General features: G+C 54.0%; 12 protein-coding genes and 1 riboswitch. Of the genes, 4 read left to right on the top strand and 8 right to left on the bottom strand.

Features of this window, described 5'->3' with window-relative positions; all coding sequences use genetic code 11:
* Positions 1 to 26 precede the first annotated feature (26 nt).
* A riboswitch (TPP riboswitch) is annotated at positions 27 to 137 on the bottom strand.
* Between the two features lie 102 nt (positions 138 to 239).
* The 3 genes from ACFO3I_RS03710 to ACFO3I_RS03700 all read left to right on the top strand — a co-directional run bounded on the left by ACFO3I_RS03710 (position 240) and on the right by ACFO3I_RS03700 (position 5,442).
* On the top strand, positions 240 to 1,751 hold the full coding sequence (locus ACFO3I_RS03710) for an FAD-binding oxidoreductase (protein WP_377331870.1): 1,512 nt from the start codon (positions 240 to 242) through the stop codon (positions 1,749 to 1,751).
* Positions 1,752 to 2,609 (top strand): SMP-30/gluconolactonase/LRE family protein, encoded by an 858-nt coding sequence (locus ACFO3I_RS03705; protein ID WP_377331868.1) that lies wholly within the window; start codon positions 1,752 to 1,754, stop codon positions 2,607 to 2,609.
* Between the two features lie 115 nt (positions 2,610 to 2,724).
* Positions 2,725 to 5,442, top strand: a complete 2,718-nt coding sequence (locus ACFO3I_RS03700; protein WP_377331866.1) for a DUF2339 domain-containing protein — start codon at positions 2,725 to 2,727, stop codon at positions 5,440 to 5,442.
* Here the strand turns inward: ACFO3I_RS03700 and ACFO3I_RS03695 are convergent.
* Together ACFO3I_RS03695 and ACFO3I_RS03690 are read right to left on the bottom strand one after the other, a co-directional pair.
* Positions 5,372 to 6,085, bottom strand: coding sequence for an AraC family transcriptional regulator (locus tag ACFO3I_RS03695; protein WP_377331864.1), 714 nt, complete (start codon positions 6,083 to 6,085; stop codon positions 5,372 to 5,374). The two genes, ACFO3I_RS03700 and ACFO3I_RS03695, sit on opposite strands and share 71 nt — an antisense overlap.
* Positions 6,079 to 6,507 (bottom strand): chlorhexidine efflux transporter, encoded by a 429-nt coding sequence (locus tag ACFO3I_RS03690; RefSeq protein ID WP_377331862.1) that lies wholly within the window; start codon positions 6,505 to 6,507, stop codon positions 6,079 to 6,081. Before ACFO3I_RS03690 ends, ACFO3I_RS03695 begins: the two co-directional genes overlap by 7 nt.
* 174 nt (positions 6,508 to 6,681) lie before the next feature.
* Between ACFO3I_RS03690 and ACFO3I_RS03685 the strand changes: the two genes are divergently transcribed.
* The gene (locus ACFO3I_RS03685; protein ID WP_377331860.1) at positions 6,682 to 7,554 is read left to right on the top strand and encodes a 3-keto-disaccharide hydrolase; all 873 of its coding nucleotides are present in this window, start codon (positions 6,682 to 6,684) and stop codon (positions 7,552 to 7,554) included.
* Here ACFO3I_RS03685 and ACFO3I_RS03680 read toward each other — a convergent pair.
* From ACFO3I_RS03680 to ACFO3I_RS03655, 6 genes are all read right to left on the bottom strand, one after another.
* Positions 7,551 to 7,823 (bottom strand): hypothetical protein, encoded by a 273-nt coding sequence (locus ACFO3I_RS03680; RefSeq protein WP_377331858.1) that lies wholly within the window; start codon positions 7,821 to 7,823, stop codon positions 7,551 to 7,553. The two genes, ACFO3I_RS03685 and ACFO3I_RS03680, sit on opposite strands and share 4 nt — an antisense overlap.
* Before the next feature lie 207 nt (positions 7,824 to 8,030).
* The gene (locus tag ACFO3I_RS03675; RefSeq protein ID WP_377331856.1) at positions 8,031 to 8,591 is read right to left on the bottom strand and encodes a CBS domain-containing protein; all 561 of its coding nucleotides are present in this window, start codon (positions 8,589 to 8,591) and stop codon (positions 8,031 to 8,033) included.
* A gap of 73 nt (positions 8,592 to 8,664) precedes the next feature.
* A complete protein-coding gene (locus ACFO3I_RS03670; RefSeq protein WP_377331854.1) occupies positions 8,665 to 8,988 on the bottom strand; it encodes a hypothetical protein in 324 nt (107 codons plus the stop codon).
* 184 nt (positions 8,989 to 9,172) lie between these two features.
* Positions 9,173 to 9,298, bottom strand: a complete 126-nt coding sequence (locus tag ACFO3I_RS03665; protein WP_377331852.1) for a hypothetical protein — start codon at positions 9,296 to 9,298, stop codon at positions 9,173 to 9,175.
* A complete protein-coding gene (gene cydB / locus ACFO3I_RS03660; protein WP_377331849.1) occupies positions 9,298 to 10,341 on the bottom strand; it encodes a cytochrome d ubiquinol oxidase subunit II in 1,044 nt (347 codons plus the stop codon). Before cydB ends, ACFO3I_RS03665 begins: the two co-directional genes overlap by 1 nt.
* Complete coding sequence (locus tag ACFO3I_RS03655) at positions 10,341 to 11,750, bottom strand: cytochrome ubiquinol oxidase subunit I (protein ID WP_377331847.1); 1,410 nt, start codon at positions 11,748 to 11,750, stop codon at positions 10,341 to 10,343. Before ACFO3I_RS03655 ends, cydB begins: the two co-directional genes overlap by 1 nt.
* Between the last annotated feature and the right edge of the window lie 264 nt (positions 11,751 to 12,014).

Here is a 12,014-nt window from a genome sequence, read left to right as displayed (position 1 = left end):
ACTGCTGCCAGAAAGCAGGCAGACAGCGGCTTAGCGCTCTTGTTCCCTCCGCAGGTATTATCCTGTTCAGGTTCCACGGATTCCGCCAAAGGCGGTCTCAGCTGACAGTTTCCTGTGCAGCACTCCGACAAGCTAAGTGAGCGCAGTGTAAACAGATTCTGTCGCCGGACTCAAGCAATCCGCTGCAGAAAGTTTTTGTGATAAGGTGCGCGGCATTACAAAAACATCAGGTGCTGACTGTGCACAGACGAGAATTTTTTAGCCAGAGTGCAGCCTGGCTGACCGCCACTGCCGCGTTGCAGTTAACCGGCTGTCAGCTCAAGCCGGCACTGCCTGAAACGGCCGACTGGCAACAACTGCGTCAGGGCTTTAAAGGCCAGTTGTTGTTTCCGGCCGACCCGCTATTCAGCCGCTTTGCCAAAGCGGCCAACTCGCGGTTTGATGCCATTCAACCAGCGTTGATTGCCCGGCCCGTGCATGCCAGTGATGTGCAGCTGGTGCTGGCCTTTGCCTGGCAGTTTCAATTGCCGCTGGTGGGCCGTTGTGGTGGCCATAACTATGCCGGTTACTCCAGTACCCAAGGCGTATTGCTCGATTTTGCGCTGATGGATCAAATTGAGCTGCAAGGTGAAACCGCCTGGATTGGCGCTGGCGCCAAACTGGGGGATGTGTATTTTCAGCTCAGCCAACAGGGTCGTTCCATTCCGGCTGGTAGCTGTGTGGGCGTGGGCATCAGTGGCCTGACGCTGGGCGGCGGTATGGGCATGGCGGATCGTAAATACGGCCTGACCTGTGATGCTTTGCTGGAAGCCGAACTGGTGACGGCGACGGGTGAGCTGCTGCGCTGCTCAGCACAACAAAACTCAGAGCTGTTTTGGGGATTGCGGGGTGGCGGCGGAGGCCAGTTTGGTTTGGTCACCCGGCTTAAATTTCGTACCTTTGCCACGGCGGAAGTGCTGAGCTGTCATGCTTATTTTCAGTTTGAGCAGGCCTTGCCGGTGCTGAATCTTTGGCAGCATTGGAGCCGTCAGTTGCCGCGAGAGCTCTGGTCGCAGGCCGCTTTTTGGTGGACGGACGATCAAAGTAAAGCACCGGTGCTGCAAATTCGGGTCAGTAGCCTGGGGGCCACCAAAGAGTTGCAGCAGCAATGGGCCACCTGGTTGCGGCGCTTGCCGTCCCAGCCTTTTGAGCAGGACGTGGTACTGCATGACTATGCCGAATATATGCTGAGCGACTGTGCTGGCCTCGAAATGCAGCAGTGCAAACTGCCGCATCAGTCTGAGCAGGGAGTTTTACGCCGGGTGGCGATGGCCGGCAGTTCTGATTTTTTTCAGGGCCCTTTACCCAAAGCCGGGTTGGATGCCTTGCTGGACGCGGTGCAGCAGCGCCAGCAGCAAGGCCATGGCGGAGGTATTTTGCTGACGCTGATGGGCGGGGCTATCCGGGATTTGGCACATAACGACAGCGCCTTTGCGCACAGAGCTGCCGATTTTTGCACTCAGTATTTAGTGAGCCGACCAGTAGGCACCGCTGAACAGGAACTGCAACAGGCCGATTTGTGGATGGGCCAGATGCGCCTCACCATGGCGCCCTGGAGTACAGGTGGCGCTTATCTGAACTACACAGATCCGCTCTTGTCGAATTGGCCGCAGGCTTATTATGCTGACCATTACCCAAGGCTGCAGCGCCTGAAAAAACAGTACGACCCGGAAGGTATGCTGCGGTTTGCCCAAAAAATTAAGGAGGATTAAATGACGTTATGGCTCAATGCAGTGCTGGCCACTGTGGTGATGACTTCGGCACCGGCAGAGCGTGACAGTACAGATTTTGTCGGCGACGGGGTGTTTTACGCCACCATTGAAGGCCCGGCCATGGACAAGTCCGGTAATTTGTATGCGGTAAACTTAGGCTCAGAAGGCACCATTGGCAAAGTCAGCCGTGATGGCAAAGCTCAGTTGTATCTGTCATTGCCACAAGGCAGCATCGGTAATGGCATTCGCTTTGACCGGAAAGGCCAGATGTTTATTGCCGACTATACGGGTCACAATATTTGGCGTTATGACGGTAAGCAGTTGACATTGCACAGTCATGAATACCGCATGTTTCAGCCCAATGACTTGACGATCGCCGACAATGGCGTAATTTTCGCGTCCGACCCAGATTGGGCTAACCGTCAGGGCCAGTTCTGGCGTATCGGGCTGGATGGCAAAGCGCAACTGATGGAAACTGGCATGGGCACCACCAATGGCATTGAAATCAGCCCGGATCAACGCCGCTTGTATATCAATGAAAGTGCGCAGCGCCGGGTCTGGGTTTATGACCTGGATACAGAGCTGAACCCAGGCAATAAACGCCTGCTGATCGAGTTTGCCGACTTTGGCCTGGATGGCATGCGCTGCGATAAAGACGGTAATCTGCTGATTGCCCGCTACGGCAAAGGCACTGTCGCCAAGGTCAGCCCGCAAGGTGAGCTGCTGCGCGAATACCGCCTCAAAGGCGAGTTTCCGACCAATGTCACTTTTGACAGTCAAAACCCCGACTTACTCTATGTCACTCTGCAAAAGCGCGGCGCAGTGGAACTGCTGAAGCTAACAACCGACAGCCACTAAGGGGCTTGCGCGCGGCAGCAGAATGTAACGGTTTTGTTGCAAATGATGAATCGTGTTATGGTGATTTCATCACCAGACAATCAACAGACTAGCACCAGAGCAAGGATGTTAAGGCATGTGGATATGGATAGGCCTGTTTTTTGGTGCCGTATTGGGGGCTCTTGCTGAGCAGGTTCTGGCCGGTGCTGGCCTGGGTCTGGCGCTGGGTATTGGCGGGGAGTTATGGCTGCGCCTGGCCAGAGTGCAAAATCAGGTTCAGCTGCTCAGCAAACAAATTTCCGCACTACAGCACAAGTTGCACACCGATGGCGCGTCTTCTGCTTCGGATGCTTCATCACAACATCAGACCATCGCAGACCCTGCTGATCCAAATGACCTCCAAACTGAACTCGTCTCTGTGGTTACGCTGATGTCGGCAGAACCAGAGCGGAGCCTGCCTGTCCCTTTGGCTTCCCAGTCCGTCAAAGATCTATCAGGGCGAAAGCCAGTGCCGATGCTGTTCCAACAATTGTGGGCCGTTTTGGCAGGCGTGAATCCGCTGGTGCTGGCGGGTTTGGGCGTGTTGTTTTTAGGCCTGAGCTTTCTTGCCACCTATTTTGCGCATCAGGGGTTGTTGTCGATGCAGGTCCGGCTGGGTTTTATTGGTCTGACAGGTGCTGGCTTGATTGGGCTTGGCTGGTGGAAGCGGCTGCGGCTTGGCAGCAATGCGGTGCTGTTGCAAGGGGCCGGTTTTGCTGTGGTTTATCTTTGTTTGTTTGCCGCGTGTAAGTATTACCCGATGATAAGCCCCGGTGTGGCTTTTGTGTTGATGTTGTTGACAGTGCTGGCGGGCTCTGGCTTTGCACTGGCGCAGCACTCGCAGCGGCTCGCCATTCTGGCGACAGCGGGTGGCTTTCTGGTGCCTATCTTAACGTCGGATGGGTCCAACCGTTTTGTCGCTTTGTTTGGTTATTATTTGTTGCTCAATGCTGGTGTGTTGTTGTTGGCCTGGTTGCGGCAATGGCGCTGGCTGAACTGGACGGGTTTTGTCGCGACCTTTGTCATTTCATTGAGCTGGCAATTGCTGCAGTACCGCAGTGCGGATTACCTGCTGGTACAGCCATTTTTTGCCGCCTTTTTCCTGTTGTACCTGCTGATTGGGTACCGGTTTACCCTGCGTCAGGGCCACCAAAGCCGCGGTCTTATTGATGGCAGTCTGGTGTTTGGTTTGCCATTGCTGTCCTTTAGCCAGCAATTGTTACTGACGGAGCATTTTCGTCATGGCGATGGCATCAGTGCCGCTGTGTATGCCTTGGTGTATGCCGGGTTGTATGCTCTGGTACGGCGGCAACAGCGCGACGATCTGCAACGTTTTGCGCAGATCCAGCTGGGTTTAGCACTGATGTTTGCTTCGCTTATCCTGCCATTTTCCTTTGGCGCCAGCTGGACCACAGTCGGCTGGGCGCTGGAGGCTGCGGGTTTATGCTGGTTAGGCTATCAGCAGCAGAGTCGCGCCAGTCGGGTGGGTGCTTACCTGTTGATGCTGGGAGCCTTGCTGGCTTTTGCACTGCAATGGCCTGCGCAAACCGGTGCCTTGTGGTTTGTGCAGGGCGATTTCATTAACTGGCTGGTGCTGGGAATATCCTTGTTGCTGTTGTGTATCAGCGCCGATTTGCGTCCTGCGGCAGCACGCTTATTGCCCGCTGAAGCTGGGCTGGCAATCTGTTGTTTCATGCTGGGATGGTATTGCTGGCACCGGGCATTTTTCGCCGAGTTTGCAGCCCATCTCGATACGCCTTTACCCTGGCAACTGATCATGGCTGCGGCTTCTTTGCTATTGAGTTGTGCTTTGGTAAAACGTTGGCCTTTACCCAGCTTCAGCCGTTTTGGCTGGCTGTTCTTGCCCTTGGCGTGGTGGTTGTATGGCAATGAATTGGCTCTGCAGCTGTATCAGGGTGTTTGGGGGCCTGTGTTGAGTTGGCAGGGTGCTGTGGCCGTGTTAGTGACAGTGGTGGCGTATTATCGCTGGCTCCAACCCCAGGCACAGCCTCATGCTGTGTATCTGTTGGGTATGCCTTGGTTGCTGTCATTGCTGCTGTTATGGCAGGGGCATTATCTGGCGACGCTTTGGTCTTTGGAGCAGCGGTATGAGTTAGTACTGCTTTTTTCCTGCCTGACGCTGCCTGTGATCTGTTCGTTATGGCTGACTTTGCGCCAGCTTTGGCCTCATCCGGCTCCGTTGGCCCTGTTCCTGCGGATATTACCTTTGCCTTGGCTGGGTCTGTTGTTGTGGCTCTGGTATCTCGCCTTGCTGTGGCCAACAGCAGGCTGGCCGCTGCTGAATCTGAACGATCTGCTGATGACTGGCTGCATTGGACTGAGTTGGCTGCAGTTGCTGGTACTGCGTCGGGAGCTGGCGGCAGAGCCTTATGCAGAACTCTTGCTCAAAAGCCTGAGTTTTATCAGTGCGACGACGCTGTTGGTACGGGCCATTCAGCTCAGTCTTGGCTTACCCTGGCAATGGTCTGTGCTTTGGCAGAGCAGTGAGGTGCAACTGGGGCTGGCCATTGGCTGGACACTGTTGGCGCTGGCATTGATGTTTAGCGGGCACAAAGCGCAGCACAGATTGCGCTGGCAGGCTGGTGCTGCCTTGCTTGCGTTGGTGCTGTTGAAGCTGTTTTTGGTCGATCTGGCAGATGCCGGTTCGCTCAGCCGTATTGTGTCTTTTATTACTGTGGGCGGTTTAACGGTGCTGATAGGTATAAAAGCCCCGCTGCCGGCTGCTAAGCAGAAGGCGGCAACTCACGATACTGCTTCGGTTTCTGCTGAAACTGCTGACGAAAGCGGGCGCTAAAGGCGGACGCTGAGGTGTAGCCGCACAACTGGGCGATGCGCTGCACCGGCAGGTCGGAGAACTGCAGCAATTGCCTGGCCTGTTCCATCCGCAGCTGGGTCAGGTAGTCGCCCGGCGTTTGCTGCAGTTGCTGGCGGAACAGTTGTTTAAACTGGCTCAGACTCAGGTTGGCTTTGTCGGCCAGCACGACTAAATCGAGCGGTGCTCCCAGGTTCTGCTGCATATACAACATGGCGCGTTGCAGCCGCTGGTCCAGCCTGGGTTGCAACTGGTACTGGCACAGCATATCCAGCAACAACTGACCTGCTTGCGGTAGCAGCGGCGACGGTTCCAGCAGCAGTTGCTCCAGCGTGCTCAGGTAGCTGGTGATGGGGCCGGGCAGCATCAGGGTCTGGCCGGAATAATTAGCAAAGGCCGCCGGGGCTTCGGCTAAATCCAACACCAGAAAACGGCTAAGGTTTTGCGCGGCAAAACCATGTTCGGTGCCTGGCGCAATAAACACCACTTCCCCCGGGTGCAGCATTACCAAGCCTGCCGGCATCGCCAGTTTTAATACGCCAGTCAGCGGTAACACCAACTGGGTAAACTCATGCTGATGGCTTTGCAGCTGCGGGCTGTACTGGCGGATGGATAAACTCAGCATTGGGGTGCGTCTGCCGTCGGAAACACTTTGTCATAGCCCAGATTAAACAGATAGGTATAGAGCGTAAAGGCGAAAAACATCAGCAGTTCACGCAACAGCGCCTGCTGCCAGCTAAACCCCAGCAGCCATAAGGTGAGCGGAATACTGATAAGCGAAGCGGTCAGCTCATAACTCAGGCAATGCCAGATACGGGCGCGCCGGCTTTTCTGCAGGCTGCCGGTCAGCCTGTTCAGCCAATAATCGAAAATACGGGTATGGCTTAACGTCAGCAAAAAGACGGTTAGCGTGCTGAGCAATGAAAAACTGGTCGCCACCCCTAAGCCAATTTGCGCCACCGCCAGCGTACAGAGGGTGCGCAAACCAACAGCCCCCAACTCATAACAAATTGCATGGCGAAACCAATCCAGATGTGAACGACGCATACCACTTCACTAAAGATGTACTCAGGTAAAGGTGCTCAGGCTAACACAGAGGGCTGTCGTCACAAGCTGTTGTTTTAGCGCCAAAAGCTGATCCTGCTTTGCACTGGTTTGGCTTGTTGTGTTGCTTGCTTTCTGTACAATGAAAGGCCTTTCATCAGAAGCAGGAAGCCTGAAATGCGTTGGATAGGCCTTTGGTTATGTCTGATAGCGCCACAATTGGCGGCATCGGAGTGGCAACAATTATTGGACCCGCAGTTAAGCCAGTGGGACACCTATTTAAGCTACCGTCATCAGCCGGGGTATAACGGAGACGTGCCCAAAGACGCGCAAGGTCGGGTGATTGCGCCTATAGGCCTGAATACCGGCAATGACAAGTTCAAGGTATTCACAGTACAAAACGAGCAGGGCGAGCCTGTGCTGCGGGTCAGTGGTGAAATCTATGGCGCCCTGACCAGCAAACAGAGTTACCGCAATTACCACCTGAAACTTCAATTCCGTTGGGGCGAGCTGAAATGGCCACCGCGCGAGCAGTTGTTAAAAGACAGTGGGGTGCTGTACCACGCTGTCGGTGAACATGGCAAAGAGTACTGGCGCTCCTGGATGTTGTCGCAAGAGTTCCAGATCATGCAGGGCCATAACGGCGACTACTGGAGCCAGGCCAGTTCCGCCATCGACATCCGTGCTTTGTTGCCAGAATCCATTATGAATGCCGTGGCAGACCCCACTCAGCCATTTTTGCCTGTGGGGGCGGGCGAAAAGAACCAGGGTTTTGTGTTACGTCATGCCGACCATGAATTGCCGGCTGGCCAATGGAACACGCTGGAGCTGATTTGCTTTGAAGGCCAGAGCCTGCATATCGTTAATGGCGAAGTGGTGATGGTGCTGCGTAACTCGCGCTATCTGGATCCGCAAGGCCAGCTGCAGCCGATGGTTGAGGGTAAATTGCAGCTGCAAAGTGAAGCCGCTGAAGTGTTTTTCCGCCGTATTCAGTTAAAGCCACTGGCCGGCTTGCCTGCGCAGTACCAGCCGTTGTTTAACCAACCTTAATGCACCTGGTACTGACGGCAGAAATAATCAATCACTTTGTCCGGGTCTGGCCGGAAGGGTAAGTCGTACTTTAGTGCCAGACCCTGGGCCAGCCGCAGCAAGGTGACTTCCAGTGGCACGCCGCTAGGACGTTGCAATTCGTGTTCACGGAACAGAAAGTTCAGTGCGGCGCCGGCATAGGATTGTTGGGCGGACGTCGACACTAACCGAAGTTCGTGTAATCTGACCCCAAGGTCTCGGATCCGTTGTAAGCGGCGGCTTTCTGTCATAGTGATGCTCTCTGCACAGGTCGATGACTTTATATCTGCAGATGCGGCAAAAACTTGAGGGGGAAGGCTGAAAGGGCCGCCATAAACTGCAATGCAGCAGAGGGGAGGTCTTGGAGTCACCTATGCTCTGTGGCGGCTTTCAAAATCCCCGTCCGCTGGGAATGACTGCAGACGGGGGCAGAAGAAAAACGTTTACAAATCAATCAATCAGGCATAAACCCTGTCGAAAATATTCAAAAAGGTGGGCGCCTTTTCAATGTGCACCGGCACATGCAAGCGGCTGGCAATATCGGCCGCCGACATCAGGCCACGGATATGGTGTGAGTCGGTATCAATCACCAGACAGTATTGTTCACCATGGCTTTGCAGCGTGTGCAGCACGTCGCCGATAGAGCAATGTTGCAGTTGCTGATAGGCCAGTGCTTTCACTTCGCTGCGTGGCAACATTAAGTCAGCAACGGACAGTTCTTTGCGGTTGATGCCTTTACCCATGCGCTGCAGTACATTCTGAATCGACAGCTGGTCGAAACTGATTAAACCAATCATTTCCTGGTTGGCATCGATCACCAGTTTCAGTTTGCTGTGTTCATGTTTCATCATGTCTTCCGCTTCCACAGCACAAGTGTCCGCGTCGATCATCATCGGGCTGTTGTGTTTGAAGTCGGTGACAAAATCCAGGGCGGCAGTGTTCAGGCTGCTGTCAGCAAACTCTGCTGGCTGAACTAAATGGTCGGCAGTTTCAACGGCAAATAAATTTAACTTTCTCATGGTAACCTCGATAGGCTTTGTGCAGAGGCCACAAAACCTGAAATTTAATTCAACAAATTCAAAACGTTGGTAATTAAACGAGGTCGACAGGTGGTGCGCGGCTGGCGTATGGCCTTACCTGCGCAGTAAAAACCGGGTTTTCGGCTGACTGAGGGCAAACAGCTGAACCAGACGGAAATTCAAAACTACGCCACAGCGCTAAGGTTTTGTCCGGATCAGAAGAATTCTCTGTGCTGTCAGTGGCTTGATGTGAGGATGTTGCTGCACTGACCAGGGCATGGTGGCTGATTTTGTTGCTTTCACGCACGTCTACCCAACTGCTTGACGCAGAATAGCCTGCTGAAGGGCTCAGCAAACTCAGGTAAAACAATGCAGCGATAAAACTCAACAATCTCATTTTTCGCACCCGGTCATGACCAAAACTGCTTGGTCTTGACCTGACTATAGCAGCAGTGATTTTTTAAAAGCAACCGGAAAAATGAAAAAAATGAAAAAAGATCCGGCCGCAAATCTGCCAATTTATTGTGACAGATCAAATTCTGCGGCCAGATTTCTCTGAAAAATGGTTGATTTTTAAGCGCTTACAGAAAACTCACAGCCCATTTCAGCAAGGACGCCAGAGCAGCCAGTGCTGCGACGCCCAGCAGATAAAACGCGACAAACCACAGCCACTGCTGGCGGGGTTGCTGAACACCTTGCTGTTGCATCAGTAGCCCTCCTGAAAATCTTCTACTTTGCCAGCGAAAATGCGGTAGCCCCACAGGGTGTAAGCGCAGATCAGCGGCACGAAAATAAAAATCCCCGGCAACATAAACTGCAGGCTCGAGTCTGGCGCAGCGGCCTGCAGGTAATCGAGCTGCCGGGGCAACAGGTAAGGGAAGACACTGACGACCAGGCCTGCGAATGCGAACAGAAACAGACTGGCTGCCAGCCAGAACGGCCTGTCTTCGTGGCGGCTTTGCACCTCTTGTTCGGCCTGGAACTGCCGTTGCACCCGGCCCAGGTCACGGAACAATAAACGGGCGGCCAGCAAGGACAACAAAGGGAGAGGAACGAACCACAACCCATGCCAGCCGCCAAACCAGCGAAGCCGGATTTCAGCTTCAATAAACACAGTCCAGAGACTGACCAGCAGCATGGCCAGCATCACCGCCAGCAGCAGGCGCTGGCCATAACGGGCGGCTTTTTGCTGCAGCTCACCGCGGCTTTTCATCACCAGGTAGCAGCAGGCCAACAAGGCGTAACCGGCCATCACGGCAAAACCACAAAACAGGCTAAAGGGGCTGAGCCAGTTCAGGCTGGATTGGTTGAGCAGGCTGTCTGACGAGCCTTGCACCAGGGTGCCCAGCATCAGTCCCTGGCAAAAAGCCGCCAGGCTGGAGCCTGCAGCAAAGGCGGTATTCCACCAGCGTCTGGAACTGTCGGATTTAAAGCGGTATTCAAAAGCGACCCCACGGAAAATCAACCCGAGCAGCATCAGCACTATCGGCAGGTAAAACTGCGAGGCGATGGCCGCGTAAGCTGCCGGGAAGGCACCAAATAAAATCACCCCGCCAAATACCAGCCAGGTTTCATTGCCGTCCCAGACGTGGGATACCGAGCGCATCAGGTGGTCGTGTTCGGCATCCGTATTAAACCAGGGGTATAAAATGCCGATGCCTAAGTCAAAACCGTCCAGCAGCACGTACATCAGCACGGCAAAGCCGAGCAGCAGGAAATAAAACAAAGGTAAACCCAGTGACAGTTCCATTAGTGTGTTCCTTCGGATTCATCAGCCAGTTGTTTGGTAAAGGACAAGGCGTACCCAGAAGCTTTCACCCCGATGCGTTGCTGCTGCAACTGCTCGACCGGTGCCGGGCCTTTTTTGATCAGCTTGCGCATAAAGTACAGATAGACCGCAAACAGCAAGCTGTAGGCCAGCACAAACAAGGTCAGCGAAAACAGTACCCGCTCTGCCGGTAAGGGGCTGACCACATCACTGGTGCGGATCAGGCCATAGACCAGCCAGGGTTGGCGGCCAATTTCCACCACGTACCAGCCGGCTAATACGGCGATCACACCGGCTGGAGCCAGCCAGCTGACAGGCGTCAGGAACCAGTTGGCCTGGTACAGGGTTCCGCGGTAGCGCAGGTAGTTGCCGACCAAAGCCACACCAATCATCAGCACGCCAATGCCGACCATCACCCGGAAGGAGAAAAACACCATAGGCACATAGGGCCGGTCGGCGGCAGGTACTGATTTCAGACCTTGCAGCTCGCCATGCCAGTTGTGGGTCAGGATCAGGCTGGCCACACCGGGCAAGGCAAGTTCGGCATGATTGGTTTCGTTTTTCATATCCGGCAGTGCAAACAGCAGCAGTGGCACATTGGTTTCTTTTTCTTGCCAGATGCCTTCCATCGCCGCCAGTTTCACCGGCTGGTGCTCTTTAACGTTCAGACCATGCAGGTCTCCCACCCAGGCCTGCAGCGGGGTGAGTACCAGCGCAAACCACAGCATCATCGACAAGCCTTTACGGCCAAAATCCTGATGTTCACCCCGTTTTAAATACCAGGCGTGGGTGGCCATTACCACAAAGGTCGCGGTGATCATTGCCGCCAGTAGCATATGAACCAGACGGTAAGGCATGGATGGGTTAAAAATCACCTCCAGCCAGCTGGCGACTTCCAGTTTGCCATTGACCCACTGATGCCCCTGTGGCGTTTGCATCCAGGAGTTGGCGGCAATGATCCAAAAGGCAGAAATCCAGGTGCCGATGGCGACTGTGACTGTGGCAAAGAAGTGCATTTTGGCGCTGACCCGTTGCCAGCCAAACAACATGACCCCGAGGAAACCAGCTTCAAGGAAAAAGGCGGTGAGTACTTCATAGGCCATTAAGGGGCCGAGTACGGCACCAGCCAGTTCAGAAAACTTGCTGAAGTTGGTGCCAAACTCGTACGACAGCACGATGCCGGACACCACCCCCATGCCGAAGGTAATGGCAAAAGGTTTGATCCAGAATTTGGCCAGCTGCAGGTACTGAGGATTACCGGTTTTCAGCCACAAGCCTTCCCAAATCGCGATCAGCGTGGCAAGACCAATGGTGATGGACGGGAAAATAATATGAAAACTGACGGTAAAAGCGAACTGCAGCCGGGATAACAGCGCAACATCCAGTTCCATCTCAGCTGTCCTTCCGTAAGCGGCTGGCAAGCAGGCCTGGGGCTAAGCAACACAGCAGCAGGCTGCCAAGTACTACAAATTCGGCCATAAGTAACGACAGGTCGGGCATTTATCTTCTCCGTTGACAGCTGTTGCAGCTCACCCTCTCTGATTGCGAAATTCAGGCCAGAAATTAATAAAACTTAAGTTTATGTTTTTTATTGTTTTTTTAAAGTTGTTTGAAATAACTGTAAACCTGGTTTACGATTTAAAAAGTGATGAGTG

The sequence above is a fragment of the Rheinheimera marina genome (assembly GCF_042654345.1).
Classification (GTDB): Bacteria; Pseudomonadota; Gammaproteobacteria; order Enterobacterales; family Alteromonadaceae; genus Pararheinheimera; species Pararheinheimera marina.
The sequence above is the reverse complement of the archived record's forward strand: the minus strand, read 5'-3'. Positions and strand labels throughout refer to the sequence as shown.